The sequence below is a fragment of the Bacillus sp. JKS001846 genome (genome assembly GCF_900176455.1).
Taxonomy (GTDB): Bacteria; Bacillota; Bacilli; order Bacillales; family Bacillaceae_G; genus Bacillus_A; species Bacillus_A cereus.
The window spans coordinates 4592087-4611247 of the sequence record NZ_FWYG01000001.1 but is presented as its reverse complement, the minus strand read 5'-3'; the positions used below and the strand labels follow the sequence as shown (position 1 = coordinate 4611247).

Sequence of the window (19161 nt, the reverse complement as noted above, 5' to 3'; positions counted from 1 at the left end):
GAGGAAACTATGCAAATGAAAAGTACTAAAAGGCATATTTCAATGGTTTCATTAGTTTTTCTAGTATTATTTTCAGTGCTGAATGTGTGGGCTCCAGTTATTCAAGCTGCTGTGATGAAAAGTCCAGTGGACGAAATTAATATTTCCCGTACTGATGGCACGACATCTGAACCATATCAAGCCTCAGATGGTATGAAAGTAGAAGTGAAGTGGTCAGCTAAAGAAAAAATAAAAAGTGGAGATCAATTCACAATTGATATGCCAAAAGAGTTTCGAAAAGACCTTATGAATATGAGTTTTCCTTTAAAAGATGCTGAAGGAAAAACAGTTGGTACATGTGAGATGAAAAAGGGTCTATTAACGTGTACTATGGGTGATTACGTAGAAGGAAAAAATAACATTAAAGGTTCTTTATTCGTAGAATTCTACTTTGGTCTAGAAGCATATGATGGTGTTAAAGAAATTCCATTAGAATTTAACGTTGATGGTCAAATCGTAAATAAAGAAGTAAATGTAAGTAATACGACAGAGAGACCGAAGCCACAGCCCAATACAGATAATCTATTGAAATGGGGTTCTTATAATCAAGAAGATCCGTCCATTGCTGATTGGCTTGTATATGTAAATGCAACTGGAACAGAAATGCAAGATCTTAAATTAACAGATACATTAGGACCTGGGCATGAGTTAATTACAGACAGCGTAGTATTAGAAGAGGCTGTATTTGAAGATGGTTATGCACCAACAAATATTAAGCCAGCAAATTTATCTAACATTAAAATTAATGCAACAAAGGCTGGATTTACAATTGAATTTCCCGACAGTTCAAAAGGCTATATTTTAAGATATAAAACAAAGATTACTAATCCTGCTGCAAAACCTCATAAAAATACTGTGAAATTAGAAGGTAAAAATATTAAAACTGAAGAAAAAGTAGGACAAGTATTTGTGAGTGGTGGGGGAGGATCCGGTTCAGGTGACGATAATCCACCTAGCATTGAAAAAAATATAGTTGATGAGAATGGCAAGCTTGTAGAGAATGAGCAGCTAACACAAATGGATCAAGTTATTCAATACCAAGTTGGTACACATATACCGAACGATCCTCCTAAATACACATCTATGGTAATTAGTGATGATTTAGAAGATGTTTTAGAAGTATTAGAGGCAAAAGTGTATGATCAAAATGGCCAAGATATTACTTCTAAAGGAACGTTAAAGATAAATAAACAAAGAAGTGAAGTAACATTTACGTTTGGTGAGAATTTTGACTATAAATCATATGAAGACCAGATAATTAATCTTAGTATCAAGGCGAAAATTAAAAAAAATGCAGACTTATCTTCTTACGTAGATAAGAAGATTCCTAATAAAGCGGAATTACATTTTGATGATAAAACATTAACATCAAAAGAAGTAACTATTACACCGCCTGAAGCTCCAAAAGACGGTACAGTATCGATTCATAAAATAGATTCTGAGAATCCGAACAAAGGGTTAAAAGGTGCCGAATTTGAAGTTCGAAATAGTGCAAATGAAGTTGTTGCAAAACTGACAACGGACGAAAAAGGTTTTTCAGTACCTCAAACTTTAGCTCCTGGGACGTATAAAGTTTATGAAACAGTAGCACCAGAAGGATATCAAAAATTAACAAGCCCAGTAGAGGTTACACTTCAAGCTGGAGAAACAAAAACAATTGAAATTAAAAATACTGTGCAAAAGGGTCAAATTGAAATAAAGAAAATTGATTCGGAAAATGGTGAAAAACCATTAGCAAATGCAGAGTTTGATATAGTAAAAGACGGTGTAGTAGTCGAACATATTGTTACAGATAAAGATGGTAAGGCAATCTCTAAACCGTTAGCACCAGGGAAATATATTTTAAAAGAAACGAAAGCACCTGAAGGATACCAATTAAAAGAAACAGAGTTCGAAGTAAATGTAACAGGGGACGGCATATTCCCAATACAAGTGGAAAATGCAATGGTTGACAAAGGTAATATAGAAATCACAAAAGTGGACAAAGAAAACGGGGCAGTATTAGCGGGTGTCGAATTTGAAGTCCAAGATGAGAAAGATGGAGTAGTAAGAAAAGTAGTAACAGATAAAGATGGAAAAGCAAACGTTTCAGATCTATCAGTAGGAAAGTACAAATTAGTAGAGACGAAAAGCTTACCAGGTTATAAAAAGCTAACAGAACCAGTACCATTTGAAATTACAAAAGGTATGACAAAAGCTTTATCGATAAAAGTAGAAAATGAGCAGTTAGACAAAGGCTCAGTAGAAATTACAAAAATAGATAAAGATAGCCAAAAAATATTAGAAGGCGTAGTCTTCGAAGTGCAAGATGAGCAAGGCAAATTAGTAACAGAAGTAAAAACAGATAAAGATGGTAAAGCAAAAATCTCTGATTTATCAGTAGGGAAGTACAAATTAGTAGAGACGAAAAGTTTACCAGGCTACAAAAAGCTAACAGATTCAGTATCATTCGAAATTAAAAAAGGTATGACAACAGTCCTATCATTGAAAGTAGAAAATGAACAGTTAGATAAAGGTTCAGTAGAAATTACAAAAATAGATAAAGACAGCAAAAAAGCATTAAAAGGCGTAGTCTTTGAAGTGCAAGATGAAGCTGGAACAGTAGTAAAGGAAGTAAAAACAGATAAAGATGGTAAAGCAAAAATCTCAGATCTATCAGTAGGAAAGTATAAATTAGTAGAGAAAGAAAGTTTACCAGGCTATAAAAAATTAACAGAGCCAGTATCGTTTGAAATCAAAAAAGGCATGACCGAAGTTCTATCATTAAAAATAGAAAATGAAATGGTAGATACGGGAAATATAGAGATAACAAAGATAGATAAAGATAATAAAGCACCGTTAGCGGGAGTAACATTCATCGTACAAGATGAAAAGGGTAATGAAGTTACAAAAGTAACGACAGATAAAGATGGAAAAGCAAATGTTTCAGATTTACTTGTAGGAAAGTATGAATTAGTAGAGGTAGAAAGTTTACCTGGTTATAAAAAATTAGAAAAACCAATATCATTTGAAATCAAAAAAGGCATGACCGAGGTTCTATCATTGAAAGTAGAAAATGAAATGGTGGATACAGGGAATGTAGAGATAACAAAAATAGATAAAGATAGTAAAGCTCCATTAGAAAATGTTGTATTTGAAGTACGTGATTTAAAAGGAAAAGTAGTTGCAAAAGTAACGACGGATAAAGAAGGAAAAGCAAACGTTTCAGATTTATCTATTGGAAAGTATGAGTTAGTAGAAGTAGAAACACCGGTAGGATACAAACCACTAGAAAAGCCAATTTCATTCGAAATTGAAAAGGGTAGAGTAACAGCATTACAATTGACTGTAGAAAATGAATTAGTGGATACAGGAAATGTAGAAATTACAAAAGTAGATAAAGAAAATAAAGATGCTTTAGCTGATGCAGTCTTTGAAATTCAAGATGAAGCAGGACAAGTAGTCGCTAAAATAACGACAGATAAAAAAGGACAAGCACAAGTTACTAATTTATCAGTCGGCACATACAAGTTAGTAGAAGTAAAAGCACCAAAAGGATATAAACAATTAGTAGATCCGATTACTTTCCAAATTGAAAAAGGCATGACAAAATCTCTTGCTTTAACAGTAGAAAACGAAATGTTAGACAAGGGAAATGTGGAAGTAACAAAAGTAGATAAAGATAGTCAAAAAGCATTAGCAAGTGTAGTCTTCGAAGTACAAGACGAACAAGGCAAAGTAGTAACAGAAGTAACGACAGATAAAGAAGGGAAAGCAAAAATCTCAGACTTATCTGTAGGAAAGTACAAATTAGTAGAGAAAAAAAGCTTACCAGGTTACAAAAAACTAACAGAGCCAGTATCATTCGAAATCAAAAAAGGTATGACAGAAGTCTTATCATTAAAAGTAGAGAATGAACAGTTAGACAAAGGCTCAGTAGAGATTACAAAAGTAGATAAAGATAGCCAAAAAGCATTAGCAGGTGTAGTCTTCGAAGTACAAGATGAAAAAGGCAAAGTAGTAACAAAAGTAACGACAGATAAAGAAGGAAAAGCAAAGATTGCTGATTTATCAGTAGGAAAATATAAGCTAGTAGAGGTAGAGAGCTTACCAGGATATAAAAAACTAGCGAAACCAGTATCATTTGAAATCAAAAAAGGTATGACAGAAGTCTTATCACTAAAAGTAGAGAATGAACTAGTAGACAAAGGCTCAGTAGAAATCACAAAAGTGGATAAAGATAGTCAAAAAGTATTAGAAGACGTAGTCTTCGAAGTGCAAGACGAACAAGGAAAAGTAGTAACGGAAGTAAAAACAGATAAAAATGGTAAAGCAAAAATCTCAGACTTATCTGTAGGAAAGTACAAATTAGTAGAGAAAGAGAGCTTACCAGGCTACAAAAAACTAACAGAGCCAGTATCATTCGAAATTAAAAAGGGTATGACAGAAGTCTTATCATTAAAAGTAGAGAATGAACAGTTAGACAAAGGTTCAGTAGAAATCACAAAAGTAGATAAAGATAGTCAAAAAGTATTAGAAGGCGTAGTCTTCGAAGTACAAGACGACAAAGGCAAAGTAGTAACAGAAGTAAAAACAGATAAAAATGGTAAAGTAAAAATCTCAGACTTATCTGTAGGAAAGTACAAATTAGTAGAGAAAGAAAGTTTACCAGGTTACAAACAATTAACAGAACCAGTATCGTTTGAAATTACAAAAGGTATGACAGAAGTTCTATCATTAAACATAGAAAATGAAATGGTAGATACGGGAAATGTAGAAATTACAAAAATAGATAAAGATAATAAGGCACCGTTAGCAGGTGTAGTCTTTGAAGTACAAGACGACAAAGGCAAGGTAGTAACGAAAGTAACGACAGATAAAGCTGGAAAAGCAACAGTTTCAGATTTATCAGTAGGAAAGTACAAGCTAGTAGAAGTAGAGAGTTTACCAGGCTACAAAAAATTAGAAAAGCCTGTACCATTTGAAATTACAAAAGGTATGACAAAATCTTTAGCGTTCACTGTAGAAAATGAAATGGTAGATACGGGGAATGTAGAAATCACAAAAATAGATAAAGACAGTAAAGCACCATTAGAAAATGTTGTATTTGAAGTACGTGACTCAAAAGGAAAAGTAGTTGCGAAAGTAACGACGGATAAAGAAGGAAAAGCAAACGTTTCAGATCTATCAGTAGGAAAATACAAATTAGTAGAGACGAAGAGCTTACCAGGTTACAAAAAGTTAACGGAACCAGTATCATTCGAAATTACAAAAGGTATGACAAAAGTCTTATCATTGAAAGTAGAGAATGAACAGTTAGACAAAGGTTCAGTGGAGATTACAAAAATGGCCGCTGAAAGCAAGGAAGTCTTATCAGGAGCTGTGTTTGAGGTTCATGATGAAAAGGGAAAAGTAGTAGTGAAAGTAACAACAGATAAAGATGGAAAGGCAAAAATCACAGATTTATCTGTAGGTAACTACACACTAGTAGAAGTAGAAGCACCAAAAGGATATGAAAAATTAACTAATCCAATTCCATTTGAAATTACAAATGGAATGATAAATGCAGTTCAATTAGAAGTATTAAACAAATTGAATCATTTAGCGCCACCAGGCCCAGAAACACCAGATCCAGAAAAACCTGGAACACCAGATCCAGAAAAACCTGGAACACCAGATCCAGAAAAGCCTGGAACACCGAATCCGGAGAAACCTGGAACACCGAATCCGGAGAAACCTGGAACACCGAATCCGGAGAAACCTGGAACACCGAATCCGGAGAAACCTGGAACACCGAATCCGGAGAAACCTGGAACACCGAATCCAGAAAAGCCTGGAACACCGAATCCAGAAAAACCTGGGACACCAGATCCAGAAAAGCCTGGGACACCGAATCCAGAGAAACCTGAAAAAGAATTACCGAAGACAGGGCAGAAAATGCCTGTGGAACCATATATGGGAGCACTTCTTGTAATGATGAGTTTTGGATTACTCATATTAGGTAGAAAACAGCAGAGATAATAAAGGTGAAAAGGTATCCTCAAAGTATTTGAGGATACCTTTTTTAGCATAAAAAAAGCATCTAGCAAAAGTACTAGATGCAAATAAAAACACAAGGGAAGACAAAGTTCTTCCCTTTTCCCGTATGTAATTATATCAAAAAATTTATAAAAAACTAGCTATATTTAAAATATAATTTTAAAAAAAGTTATATACATAAATAATTGCAATACGCGCAGTTTTATCTTTCTGAAAAATCTATTTCTTTATTTTTGAATATTAAGACTAATGTTGATAAATCTTCAGATAATTAGAAAAAATACCCGAAAGGATATATAATATTGCTTAATAAATAATTTTAATGAATTACGTATATTTCATTTGGTGTATTAATTGAATATCATAATTTTTAATTTTATTAAGCAAGAATCTCGGTTACTTATTGCATTTCTAACATAGGGTGAGATAGAAAAATACAATAGTGTGGAGGTTTTTATAATGACGTTTGTTCTTAGTAAAATGAGTGGCTTTAGCATAGAAGAAAAGGTACATGAATTTGAATCTAAAGGATTCCTTGAAATTTCAAATGAAATCTTTTTACAAGAGGAAGAGAATCATCGTCTATTAACACAAGCACAGTTAGATTATTATAATTTGGAAGATGATGCATACGGTGAATGTCGTGCTAGATCTTATTCAAGGTATATAAAGTATGTTGATTCACCAGATTATATTTTAGATAATAGTAATGATTACTTCCAATCTAAAGAATATAACTATGACGATGGCGGGAAAGTTAGACAGTTCAATAGCATAAATGATAGCTTTTTATGTAATCCTTTAATTCAAAATATCGTGCGCTTCGATACTGAATTTGCATTTAAAACAAATATAATAGATACAAGTAAAGACTTAATTATAGGTTTACATCAAGTAAGATATAAAGCTACTAAAGAAAGACCATCTTTTAGTTCACCTATTTGGTTACATAAAGATGATGAACCAGTAGTGTTTTTACACCTTATGAATTTAAGTAATACAGCTATTGGTGGAGATAATTTAATAGCTAATTCTCCTCGGGAAATTAATCAGTTTATAAGTTTGAAGGAGCCTTTAGAAACTTTAGTATTTGGACAAAAGGTCTTCCATGCCGTAACGCCACTTGGAACAGAATGTAGTACGGAGGCTTTTCGTGATATTTTATTAGTAACATTTTCTTATAAGGAGACAAAATGAGAGAGAATAAAATAATTATGATTTCTGGAGCCAATAGCGGTATAGGTCATGCTTGTATAAAATACTTTTTAGAAAAATCATTTCATGTAATAGCGCTTGATATTAATAATAATAACTTAATAGATTATATGAAAACAGATATGCCTTTGAAAGTAGTGCAAATTGATTTAAGTAATAGCGAAGCGATTCATAATCTGTTTACTCAATTAGATTTAGAAAAGCTTTCTCCTGATATATTAATAAATGCAGCTGGTATTCGAGAGATAACACCTGTTTTACATTTATCCGATGATATGTTTAAAAAAGTAATTGATGTAAATTTAGTAGCCCCATTTATCCTTTCTAGGGAAGTAGCTAAGCGATGGTGTGAATCGAAAATAAAAGGTTGTATTGTGAATATAGCATCGGTTTCTGGATTAATGGCTGAACCAGAGCGAGCTGCTTATGTTGCATCAAAGCATGCTTTAATCGGATTGACTAAACAGATGGCTATGGAATTTGGAAAGCAAAATATAAGGGTGAATAGCATTTCTCCCGGTGTTATTAGAACTGAACTTACAGAAGAATACTTTAGTAATACAGCCTTGATGTCTATGATAAAAAGTAATCAATCTTTAGATACTTGGGGGTTGCCGCAGGATATTGTTTCATGTATTGAGTACTTGATTTCTGATCAGGCCCGCTTTATTACTGGTTCTAATTTTGTAATTGATGGTGGTTGGACTGCTGGGAAAAATTTATAATTGAGTGTTTTTGAGGAAAAGCACCTGTCCTTTTTTAGGCTGGTGTTTTTCTCACTATAAACCGAGTTTTTATTGGAGGGGGATTAATTTGCTTCAAAAAAGTTTTAAGCAAGAGAAAACGGTACCGGCTTTAAAGATGATAGCATCAATGGTTATCTTTGGATCAGTTGGATTTTTTTCAGTTCAAACAAACTTACCTTCGTTTGAATTAGTGTTTGTAAGGTGTATTTTTGCGACAATATTTTTAAGTGTATGCTGGTTGCTTACAGGGCAATATAAACAAGATAAATGGGAACGAAAAGAAGTTATTCAAGTTTTAATATGTGGCTTTTTCTTAGTATTTAATTGGGTTTTCTTATTTAAAGCCTTTGAAAATATGTCAGTTACAATTGCTATCTCGGTTTATCATCTTGCACCAGTAATTGTACTGTTAATTGGAAGTATCGTCTTTAAAGAAAAATTAACATTAATATCTATCATTTCAATAGTTGTGTGTTTTGCAGGAGCTTTATTAATTGCTGGTATCGATGGAAGTTTCTCTGTCGGTTCATTAATGTCTTCAGGTATGATATGGGGATTTCTTGCAGCTCTCTTTTATGCATTTACAACTTTATTTGGTAAAGGGATTAACAAAATGAGTGCGTATGCAATGACATTTTTACAAACATTCTTGGGGATATTTCTTTTAATACCATTTATAGATTTAGATGCTTTTAGTGGCCTCACTCAAAGTAATTGGACATATATTATAGCTACTGGTTTTATTCACACAGGGATAGTATATTATCTGTTTTTTGATAGTTTACGCTATTTATCTACAAAAACAATCTCAATATTAGTTTTTTTGGATCCGGCAGTGGCAATATTATTAGATACTGTACTTACTGGATTCCGTCCAACTTTAATGCAAATAACAGGAATTCTTTTTATTTTTATTGGTATGACTTTAACATTAAAAAAATCTAAAGATAAAAAACTGAGCCAAAAAGAAAAGCGAATTGAAAGCGATGCTAGTATATCTCAACAATAATGAAATATATTGTGTATAAAACGATAAACCTTACATGAATCATGTAAGGTTTATTTTAGTTCAATATAATTCATATTTATAATATATAATTTTCAAAACTGAGGTATGTTTTTCTTTAATCTGCTTTTGATTCATATATTTTTATTTGACTATAAATTTACAAAAATGTATATGAAATCTTATTTTTTGATAATATATAAGTAATAAATTCATAGAATTGGAGTGATGAGATGCAGCCGTTAGAAAGGGAGATTCATTCTAATATGCTGAAAGTGTGGCGAATTCACGCTTTAATTGGGACGGCAGTTATACTAACAGTCGTAATTGCGTATTTCTTTTTTATGATTAACTTTAACTGGTGGGGCTGGTTGTTTGGACTATTAGTAACAGGAGCTATTACATTTATTCCACTTGATTATTTTGTGTTTCCAAATTTACGTCAGCGCTATTATAGTTACAGATTAAATGAAGAAGAGATTGAGATTCAAAAGGGAATGTTCGTTGTAAAACGCGTACTTATTCCGATGATCCGTGTGCAGCACGTAACGATTGAGCAAGGGCCGATCATGAGAAAGTATAATTTAGCAGAATTACACATTTCAACAGCCGCAACTTCTCATAGTATTCCAGGTTTAACGAAAGAAGAAGCAGAACAGCTAAAAAGACAAATTGGAGAACTTGCGAAAGTGAGTGATAAGGATGTATAAGAGGCAACATCCGATTACGATATTGTTAGGTATTAGAGTTGCGAGTTTGTTGCCACTTATTATTCTTGTTTTATTTAAACCTGATGAACAAGTGGAACCTTGGTATTTATTTTATCTTTTCCTTCTGGTTGTTTTATTCATCATGGCTATTTTTTCAGCAATTAAATGGTATTTTAAAGTGTACTGGATTGAGAATAATATTTTACATATAAAGCACGGTGTTTTTGTAAAGAAGGAAAGTTATTTAAATAAAGAACGTGTGCAAAATGTTAGTACGTCTTCTAACGTCATTTATCAGATGCTTGGGCTTATGAAGTTAAATATAGAAGTAGCGGGTGGTGGTAGTGAACCAGAAGTGATGTTGGCTGGTATTAAAGAAGACGAGGCAAAACATTTAATCTCTTTATTACATAAGAAAGAAACTACTGTAAAAGAAGAAATAGAAGAGGAAGAAAGCAAGACGGTTTATCAGTTAACAGCGAAAGAGGTTTTAGCAGCAGCGATTACATCTGGTCGGTTCGGACTAGTGTTTTCTGGACTGGTACTTCTTTACACAAAGTTTGATTTTGTTCTTCCTGAAGGATTCACAAGTAAAGTAGAAGCGTATGTGATGGGAAACGGTGTTTATAAACTAATTGTAATAGCATTAATTTTAATGGCAATTTCATGGATTATTTCCACGGCTGGATATGTGTTGAAATATGCAAACTTTAAAATTGAGCGAAAAGGGGAAGAAATTCGTATCGTTCAAGGGTTATTTGAAAAGAAAGAATTTGTCTTAAAATTGCACCGAATTCAAGCGATTACTGTAAAAGAATGTATGCTTCGCCAGCCATTTGGTTATTGCGCTGTTGAAGTGGAAGCAATTCACAGTATTGGAGCAGCAAGTAATGAAGTGATGTTGCATCCTTTTATGAAGAAAAAAGATGTACAGCACCTGCTCACATATTTAGAGTTACCTTATGAAATTGAGGCGGAGATCGCTCACTTACCAAAAACAGCGTTGCGTCGTTATTTCATTATGAGCTGGTTAATAAGTATCATACTCACAGTTCTAATTGCTAGCGTGAGTATATATTTGAAACAATATATTGCTTTATTTTTTATTTTACCGTTATTTATCGTGTTTTCGTTACTTGCGTATGCTAGATATAAAAGTGGTGGTTATGAATTAAGAGAAAATCAACTAACGGTTGTATATCGTAATTTTTCGAAATATACAGGAATAATGCGAAGAAGACATGTTCAAGCAGTAGGTTATAATCAATCGTATTTTCAAAGAAAGGATGAATTATGTACAACTCTTGTAGCGGTAGCTGGGCGGGGTTATGAAGTAAAGCATATGAGAAAAAAAGATTCACTTCGTATATATAATTGGTACAAAGAAAAAGGAAACACCGGTGTGTAATGGTGTTTCCTTTTTGTGTCATGATTTGTCGATAAGTCGATATATTCGAAGAAACGCTGATATAATTCGAGTTGCGCTGATATATTCAGAAAAACGCTGATATAATTCGAGTTGCGCCGATATATTCGAAAAATCGCCGATATAATTTCACATACCGCGGTTTCCGAACTCCAAACTCAAAAAAATTAAACTAACACATCAAAAGTAGTCACAAAAGAAGGGCGAGAGAAAATACTCTTTTGCTGTTCCGCATGTGGATGCGCTTGAGCCTGAGGTTTTCCTTCTACTTGCGTGGGACGTTTTTTATGAGCGTTTTCGAATGAACGTGATTCTGTCCAGTCTTTAAAGTTTTGCTCTGTTTCCCACATCGTTAAGATGACATATGTATCGTTACTTAATGGGCGTAGAACACGGATCGCTTGGAATCCTGGTTCGTTTTCGATAAGGCCTGCGCGGTTTTTAAAGCGGTTTTCAAATACAGGGCGACCTTCGTCTGTTACAGAAATGTTGTTACAAACGATATAGCCAGGTTGTCCTTTGAATTCACCGACAGCATCTAGTACGTCATACTGAAGTGAACCTTCTACAGATTCTTCTGTATTTTCTTTATAAAACATATTTTTCTCATCATTTTTTGCAGTGAAATGTGCTTGTTCTAGAGGTGTTTCGTATGAAATAATAGCCTTCATTTTAATGCCCCCTTACTAGTTTGTTTCTATTATATCAACTCTCTTAAAAAACTTCGAAGATTATATACATAAAGATACTTCTTTTTCAAATAATAAATGTACCATCATTTGGAAAGAAGGACGATGTATGAAGAAAGTAAAGTGGACTTTATTAGGCGGCGTCGCAACGTTCGTAGTAGCGATTGTACTCTATAAACTTATCGTGTTAGCTGGTGGCTATATGATGGATGAAAAGCAGCTCGTTTTCCACTCTTCATCACGTATCGTTGACCAGAAAGGGAAAGAAATTACGAAATTATACGTAGAAAATAGAGACCTTGTACCGATCGAGCAAATTCCGAAGTATGTGCAGCAGGCGTTTGTTGCGGTGGAAGATTCTCGTTTTTATGAGCATCAAGGGATTGATTATCCGTCGATATTCCGTGCTCTTTATAAAGATACGTTAGCTAGAGAGAAGGTAGAGGGCGGTAGTACCATTACGCAGCAACTCGCTAAAAACGTCTTTTTAACTCGTGAAAAAACATTTACGCGCAAATTGAAGGAAGTCGCAATTTCTCTTCAATTAGAGCAAAAATATACGAAGCAACAAATTCTTGAAATGTATATGAATCATATTTATTTTGGTCATGGGGCTTACGGTATTCAAGCGGCAGCAAAGTTGTATTTTAATAAAAATGTTGAGGATTTAACAGTAGAGGAAGGGGCAATGCTTGCAGGCCTTCCGAAGTCACCAAACGGATATTCACCGTACTATTCTGCAGAGAAGAGTAAGGAACGCCGCGATCTAGTATTGTCACTTATGCATAAACAAGGCTATTTGACTGCAGAAGAAAGCGTTCGTTATCAAGGGAAGACAATTGCTCTATATAAAAATTTAGATGAGAATGAGCTTGCATATATGCCGTATATTGATATGGTCATAGATGAAGCCGCTCGTTTATACGGGTTGTCTCATCAAGAAGTACTTCGCGGAGGATATACGTTTGTCGTACCTATGGATGAAAAGATTCAAAAGGTAGCATATAACCAGTTTCAAGATGCAAGGAATTTTCCTGGGAAAGAAGAAGGGGCGCAAGGTGCTTTCTTATTAATGGATAATCGTACGGGAGGGATTAAAGCGGCGATTGGGGGAAGAAAGTACGTCCCGAGAGGATTTAATCGTGTTTTTGCCAAAAGGCAGCCCGGATCTGTTTTAAAACCACTTATCGTTTATGCACCAGCACTAGAAACGAAAAAGTATAATCCGTATTCTTTATTAACAAATGAAAGAAATTCTTTTGAAGGGTATGAACCTCGAAATTATAATCATGAGTATTCAAAAGAAATGACGATGTATGATGCAATTTTAGAGTCGGCAAACGTACCGGCAGTTTCTTTATTAAATGAGTTAGGGGTAGAAGAAGGAAAGCAATATTTAGAAAAAGGAAATGTCCATATTGCAGATGCTGGTTTAAGTACAGCGCTTGGGGGACTAAAAAATGGCGTTTCAACATTTGATCTTGTAAAAATGTATCGTTCATTTTTAGCAAATGGAAATATTATTGAGCCGCACGTTATTGATAAAGTATTAAATAGACACGGTGCAGTCATTGGGGAATCTCCAAAAGTAGAGACGAAAATCTTCTCGAAGCAGACAGCATGGTATATGACGAAAATGTTAGAAGGAGTTGTGAAGGAAGGGACAGCGAGAGCTGGTGTATATAACGGTGCGTTAGCTGGAAAAACGGGTACAACTTCATTGCCAAATGACGATAAGGGAGCAAGAGATATGTGGTTCGTCGGCTATACACCTAACTTAGTAGGCGCTGTTTGGATTGGTTATGACCGTACGGATAAGGAGCATCAGTTGCAAGGAGAAAGTGCATCTGCGACAAAATTGTTCAAGAAAATTTTAACGAAGGCTAATGTAGAACATAAAGAGAAGTTTATGAAGCCTGAAGGTGTGGAAACAATCGGCGCTCCGATTCGACTGCGCAAAATTGAAGATGTAAAAATGAAACTATCATTTAGCCCTTTCGGTTTATTTAAAGCAAAATTAAGTTGGACGCCACTTCCAGATAACAGAATTATGTACCGAATCTATAGAGTGGAGAACGGAATTCATACACATGTTAGCACTGTAAATGGTGCTGGGGAATATGAGGAAAAGTTCGTTAACATATTTTCAAAACCGAGCTTTTACGTTGTACCATATAATACACAAACGAATCGTGAAGGAGAAAAGTCAAAAGTAGCTAAACCATAGTTTTTCTCTGTGTTATAATAAGAATGTTGTGAAAATAGTAAGCGTTTTTAAGAATGTTTGTGTCAATTTAATGAACAACGTACATAATATTATGCATTTTGTTTTTACAAGCTGTATAGTAAAAAAAGATAAATATCGAACGTATTCGAAGCATTGGTAAGGAAGGGAGCAAGGGTCTTGGTAAGAACTATAAATGAGACATTTTTAAAAGCATGTAGGGGGGAACGTACCGATTATGTACCAGCATGGTATATGCGTCAAGCAGGTCGTTCACAGCCGGAATATAGAAAGATTAAAGAAAAGTATTCTTTATTTGAAATTACACATAATCCAGAGTTATGTGCTTACGTTACAAAATTGCCGGTTGATCAATATAACGTAGACGCAGCAATTCTTTATAAAGATATTATGTCACCACTACCTGCAATTGGTGTGGATGTAGAAATTAAATCAGGTATTGGCCCAGTTATTGATAATCCAATCCGTTCTTTACAAGACGTAGAAAAACTAGGGGAAATCAATCCAGAAGATGACGTACCGTACATACTAGATACAATTCGTTTATTAACGACAGAAATGTTAGACGTACCGTTAATCGGTTTTTCAGGAGCTCCATTTACATTAGCGAGCTATATGATTGAAGGCGGTCCATCTCGTAACTACCATAATACGAAAGCGTTCATGTATGCAGAGCCAAAAGCTTGGTTCGCTTTAATGGATAAACTAGCAGATATGGTTATTACATATTTAAAAGCGCAAATAAACGCAGGAGCAAAAGCAGTTCAAATTTTCGATTCTTGGGTTGGAACAGTAAATGTAGCAGATTATCGCGTATTTATTAAACCAGCAATGGAGCGTATTTTTGCAGAAGTTCGTAAGATGGGTGTACCGATGATTATGCACGGCGTAGGAGCTGCACACTTAGTGAATGAGTGGCACGACTTACCGCTTGATGTAGTCGGCTTAGACTGGCGCTTACCGATTGAAGAAGCACGTGCACGTGGCGTGCATAAGGCGGTACAAGGTAATATGGACCCTTCATTCTTACTTGCACCATGGTCTGTTATTGAAGAACATGTAAAAGGTATTTTAGATCAAGGGATGAAACAGCCGGGTTATATCTTTAACTTAGGTCACGGTGTATTCCCAGAAGTAAATCCGGATACATTAAAACGTTTAACTACATTTATTCATGAATACTCTAAAGGGCAGTTAGCGAAGTAAAGGAGAATTGCTGTATGAAAAAGAAAATTGGTTTGCTTGTAATGGCATACGGAACGCCATATAAAGAAGAAGATATTGAACGTTACTATACACATATTCGCAGAGGAAGAAAGCCAAGTCCTGAAATGCTAGAAGATTTAACAGAGCGTTACCGTGCAATTGGTGGTATTTCTCCTTTAGCTACTATTACATTAGAGCAAGCTAAGAAGTTAGAACAGCGTTTAAATGAAGTACAAGATGAAGTAGAGTACCATATGTATCTTGGCTTAAAACATATTGAACCGTTTATTGAAGATGCAGTGAAAGATATGCATAACGACGGAATACAAGATGCAATCGCACTTGTTCTTGCACCTCACTATTCTACGTTTAGCGTGAAATCATACGTTGGACGAGCACAAGAAGAAGCTGAGAAACTTGGAAACTTAACAATTCACGGTATTGATAGCTGGTATAAAGAGCCGAAATTCATCCAGTACTGGGTTGATGCAGTGAAAGGTATATATAACGGTATGTCAGATGCAGAGCGTGAAAAAGCAGTATTAATCGTATCTGCACATAGCTTACCAGAGAAAATTATTGCAATGGGCGATCCATATCCAGATCAATTAAATGAAACAGCGGATTATATCGCGCGCGGAGCTGAAGTAGCAAACTATGCAGTAGGCTGGCAAAGTGCAGGAAACACACCAGATCCTTGGATTGGTCCAGATGTACAAGATTTAACGAGAGAACTAAATGAAAAGCACGGTTATACTTCATTCGTATATGCACCAGTTGGATTTGTTGCGGAACATTTAGAAGTTTTATATGACAACGACTTTGAGTGTAAAGTTGTAACGGATGAAATTGGTGCGAAATATTATCGTCCAGAAATGCCAAATGCATCGGACGCATTTATTGATTGTTTAACAGATGTTGTATTAAAGAAAAAAGAATCTGTACTGTAAGAAGAAAGGGGGAGCCTGCTTGAGGAAAAAAGTTGTGATCGTCGGCGGAGGCATCACTGGATTAACAGCAATGTATAACTTACAAAAAAATATTCATGAAAAAAACTTGCCGATTGATACATTACTTATAGAAGCATCGGGTAAACTTGGCGGAAAAATTCAAACCGTTCGAAAAGATGGATTTACAATTGAGCGCGGACCGGATTCTTTCTTAGCACGAAAAGAAAGTGCAGCTAGATTAGTGAAAGAATTAGGTCTTGGCGATGAACTTGTAAATAATCAAGCCGGTCAATCATTTATCCTCGTAAACAATCGGTTACATAAAATGCCGAATGGATCAATGATGGGAATTCCAACGCAAATTACGCCGTTTCTATTTTCCGGGCTGTTCTCCCCAATTGGTAAACTAAGAGCTGGTTTTGATCTATTAATGCCGAGGTCAAAGCCAGTATCTGACCAATCACTCGGACAATTTTTCAGACATCGTCTTGGAAACGAAGTGGTTGAAAACTTAATAGAACCGTTACTATCGGGTATTTATGCAGGGGATATTGATGAAATGAGCTTAATGTCAACATTCCCGCAAATGTATCAGATTGAGCAGAAACATCGCAGTATTTCACTCGGTATGCGTACGCTCGCTCCGAAAGAAGAGAAAGCTGAACCGAAAAAGGGAATGTTCCAAACAGTGAAAACAGGTTTAGAATCTATCGTAAAATCTCTCGAAGCAAAGATGCATGAAGGTACGATAATAAAGGGAACTCGCATTGAAAAAGTTGCAAAACAGGGTGATGGTTATACAATTACTCTTAGTAACGGAAAAGAAATAGAAGCGGACGCCATCGTAGTGGCAACTTCGCATAAAGTATTGCCGTCCATGTTTGCTCAGTACAAGCAGTTTCGTTTCTTCCGTAATATTCCATCCACATCCGTTGCGAATGTGGCACTTGCTTTCCAAAAGTCTGCAATCCAGCGCGATATTAATGGTACAGGATTTGTCGTATCACGAAATAGCGATTACACCATTACAGCATGTACGTGGACGCATAAAAAATGGCCACATACAACGCCAAAAGGAAAAACACTCCTTCGCTGTTACGTTGGACGTGCTGGTGATGAAGCGGTTGTAGAACAAACTGAAGAAGAACTCGTTCAGCTCGTACTAGAAGATTTAAAGAAGACGATGGATATTACAGAGGATCCAGAGTTTACAATCGTAAGTCGCTGGAAAGAAGCGATGCCTCAATATACAGTAGGCCATAACGAGCGAATGAAACAGCTCACAACATTTATGGAGAAAGAGTTGCCAGGTATATACTTGGCAGGTAGCTCCTATGCTGGCGCTGGACTTCCAGACTGTATTAATCAAGGTGAGGAAGCTGCAAAGCGTGTATTATCTCATTTGGAGAAAGTAATAGATGCTGAATTAATCGCACAATAAATTATAAGAAACGCCTTCAATCATATTGAAGGCGTTTCGTTTATTATATAAAATACTTATTCGCCAATAAACATATATAAGTTATTTGGCTTTATAACAGCATCTCCTGCATAAATAACCCACTCTGTTAAGTTATCAAAATCTAAATGATAACTATTTCCTTCATTCATATCTTCTATGAAATATGGTTCATTAATGAGTATTCCTTGAATGAAATCTTCCGTAATGTTTTGCATTTCAAACCACATATGTTCACTTTTTCCTTCTTCGTAGGAGACACCAAACTTAGCAAGGAAACGAAAATCTTCATTTGATTGTTCAATGTGAAAAATGTTGCTGAAATACCCAAAAGTATTTTTCGCATTGTAAGCCATACGATCGGTTTCACTATTTGTTTTATAGAACATGAGCCCTGTAGCTTCCTCGTGTTCTTTGAAAAAACTTTCAATATATTCTTCTGAAGTATTAAATTTGAATAAGAGAACGGATGGAGATTGATGGTATTCATCTCGGGCATCCATTCCGCCTAAGAATGTATTTTGTGCATCTATTGGTTGTAGTTTCACTTCCTCATCTTCGATTGAAGATAATTGGTCCATACTCGTTTTATGCCCTATATAAGATAATCCTTTTTCCCACGGAACAGCGACTGTATGTATAGAACCTTGCTGACTATGCGCGATAACGATAGGCTCATTCATAGGGACTTGTCCATTCTCAACGGCATTATTAGCAAATGTTTGAAAGAGATCGCTAATGCCGTAGTAGGAAGAAATGCGATTTGGAATAATTAACTCTATTTCAGTTACGCCTGCTCTTAAAAGACCATGTGTATGAAACCAATATTGCGTAGGCTCACCGTCTTTATCGTCTTCATAAACGGAATGAATAACGTATAAGTCAGGAATGTCAGGTAATAATTCATTTTCAACGTGATATTCAATATAGCTTCTAGATATCACTTTCATTGCTGCACTTGAATCGATTACAAATAACAAATCTGGGGCGAGATTCCATAAGAACTGTAACTGCTGGAAAAAGCAGTCCAGTACATCGCCTACAAATAGCGTACGAGTGAAAATTTCAGTGCCGAAAGCTGCATCTTCAAAATTACGATCTACGATTGTAGCATCTTGTCTATTGTACATTTTATATCCTTCTGGATCGTTCGGTTCATCAATATGCAGTTCATACGGTATGACTGTTTCACCCATATGTAATTCAACAATAAGGCTTGTCTCATCACTATAAACAATTTTTAAATCATCAACTTTAGTAGCGATCGTTTCTAGTCGCTGTTTTAACTGCTCAATTGTAATTCTAGTTGGTATAACGGCAATCATATCTGAAAAATGACGTTCTAATGTTCCATTCATAGCTGCGCGGTATGTTTCTGTTTGCACTTCCATCCAATCACTCCTATTCAAATGAATCCATTTTACATGCCAATTAAATGTCGATATTTTCTGT

12 protein-coding genes are annotated in these 19161 nt (G+C 35.2%); 10 read left to right on the top strand and 2 right to left on the bottom strand.

The annotated features are described in order from the left end of the window. Positions 1-9: 9 nt before the first annotated feature. The 6 genes from B9A45_RS24580 (at position 10) to B9A45_RS24555 (ending at position 11142) form a co-directional block, all read left to right on the top strand. Complete coding sequence (locus tag B9A45_RS24580) at positions 10-6039, top strand: SpaA isopeptide-forming pilin-related protein (RefSeq protein WP_084065280.1); 6030 nt, start codon at positions 10-12, stop codon at positions 6037-6039. Between the two features lie 477 nt (positions 6040-6516). Then, positions 6517-7254: a 2OG-Fe dioxygenase family protein gene (locus tag B9A45_RS24575; RefSeq protein ID WP_000144819.1), complete on the top strand. Its 738-nt coding sequence runs from the start codon at positions 6517-6519 to the stop codon at positions 7252-7254. After that, a complete protein-coding gene (locus B9A45_RS24570) occupies positions 7251-7997 on the top strand; it encodes an SDR family NAD(P)-dependent oxidoreductase (RefSeq protein WP_001208941.1) in 747 nt (248 codons plus the stop codon). The genes B9A45_RS24575 and B9A45_RS24570 overlap by 4 nt, the downstream gene beginning before the upstream one ends. Before the next feature lie 88 nt (positions 7998-8085). After that, positions 8086-9027 carry a DMT family transporter gene (locus B9A45_RS24565; protein ID WP_000939630.1) on the top strand — a complete coding sequence of 314 codons (942 nt, stop codon included), beginning with the start codon at positions 8086-8088 and terminating at the stop codon, positions 9025-9027. 230 nt (positions 9028-9257) lie between these two features. Beyond that, positions 9258-9734 carry a PH domain-containing protein gene (locus tag B9A45_RS24560; RefSeq protein WP_001182725.1) on the top strand — a complete coding sequence of 159 codons (477 nt, stop codon included), beginning with the start codon at positions 9258-9260 and terminating at the stop codon, positions 9732-9734. Further along, positions 9727-11142 carry a PH domain-containing protein gene (locus B9A45_RS24555; protein ID WP_000278151.1) on the top strand — a complete coding sequence of 472 codons (1416 nt, stop codon included), beginning with the start codon at positions 9727-9729 and terminating at the stop codon, positions 11140-11142. The genes B9A45_RS24560 and B9A45_RS24555 overlap by 8 nt, the downstream gene beginning before the upstream one ends. Before the next feature lie 185 nt (positions 11143-11327). Here the strand turns inward: B9A45_RS24555 and hmoB are convergent, their stop codons facing one another. Next, positions 11328-11831 carry a heme-degrading monooxygenase HmoB gene (gene hmoB, locus B9A45_RS24550; protein WP_016109457.1) on the bottom strand — a complete coding sequence of 168 codons (504 nt, stop codon included), beginning with the start codon at positions 11829-11831 and terminating at the stop codon, positions 11328-11330. A gap of 127 nt (positions 11832-11958) precedes the next feature. Here hmoB and B9A45_RS24545 point away from each other — a divergent pair, with 127 nt between their 5' ends. The 4 genes from B9A45_RS24545 to hemY all read left to right on the top strand — a co-directional run bounded on the left by B9A45_RS24545 (position 11959) and on the right by hemY (position 17691). Then, positions 11959-14076: a transglycosylase domain-containing protein gene (locus tag B9A45_RS24545; RefSeq protein ID WP_000756294.1), complete on the top strand. Its 2118-nt coding sequence runs from the start codon at positions 11959-11961 to the stop codon at positions 14074-14076. A 177-nt stretch (positions 14077-14253) separates the two neighbouring features. Then, on the top strand, positions 14254-15300 hold the full coding sequence (hemE, locus tag B9A45_RS24540) for a uroporphyrinogen decarboxylase (RefSeq protein ID WP_000252605.1): 1047 nt from the start codon (positions 14254-14256) through the stop codon (positions 15298-15300). 14 nt (positions 15301-15314) lie between these two features. Further along, positions 15315-16250: a ferrochelatase gene (hemH, locus tag B9A45_RS24535; RefSeq protein WP_000726800.1), complete on the top strand. Its 936-nt coding sequence runs from the start codon at positions 15315-15317 to the stop codon at positions 16248-16250. A 19-nt stretch (positions 16251-16269) separates the two neighbouring features. Further along, a complete protein-coding gene (gene hemY, locus B9A45_RS24530; RefSeq protein ID WP_016109458.1) occupies positions 16270-17691 on the top strand; it encodes a protoporphyrinogen oxidase in 1422 nt (473 codons plus the stop codon). Between the two features lie 56 nt (positions 17692-17747). On the opposite strand, the gene B9A45_RS24525 is transcribed toward hemY, so the two are convergent. Next, positions 17748-19100 carry a DUF4026 domain-containing protein gene (locus B9A45_RS24525; protein WP_084065277.1) on the bottom strand — a complete coding sequence of 451 codons (1353 nt, stop codon included), beginning with the start codon at positions 19098-19100 and terminating at the stop codon, positions 17748-17750. Positions 19101-19161 lie beyond the last annotated feature (61 nt).

Excerpts from the sequence above, each read along its gene's own strand:
- B9A45_RS24580 (WP_084065280.1), top strand. The coding sequence starts at position 10 with ATGCAAATGAAAAGTACTAAAAGGCATATTTCAATGGTTTCATTAGTT.
- B9A45_RS24575 (WP_000144819.1), top strand. The coding sequence starts at position 6,517 with ATGACGTTTGTTCTTAGTAAAATGAGTGGCTTTAGCATAGAAGAAAAG.
- B9A45_RS24570 (WP_001208941.1), top strand. The coding sequence starts at position 7,251 with ATGAGAGAGAATAAAATAATTATGATTTCTGGAGCCAATAGCGGTATA.
- B9A45_RS24560 (WP_001182725.1), top strand. The coding sequence starts at position 9,258 with ATGCAGCCGTTAGAAAGGGAGATTCATTCTAATATGCTGAAAGTGTGG.
- B9A45_RS24555 (WP_000278151.1), top strand. The coding sequence starts at position 9,727 with ATGTATAAGAGGCAACATCCGATTACGATATTGTTAGGTATTAGAGTT.
- hmoB (WP_016109457.1), bottom strand. The coding sequence starts at position 11,831 with ATGAAGGCTATTATTTCATACGAAACACCTCTAGAACAAGCACATTTC.
- B9A45_RS24545 (WP_000756294.1), top strand. The coding sequence starts at position 11,959 with ATGAAGAAAGTAAAGTGGACTTTATTAGGCGGCGTCGCAACGTTCGTA.
- hemH (WP_000726800.1), top strand. The coding sequence starts at position 15,315 with ATGAAAAAGAAAATTGGTTTGCTTGTAATGGCATACGGAACGCCATAT.
- B9A45_RS24525 (WP_084065277.1), bottom strand. The coding sequence starts at position 19,100 with ATGGAAGTGCAAACAGAAACATACCGCGCAGCTATGAATGGAACATTA.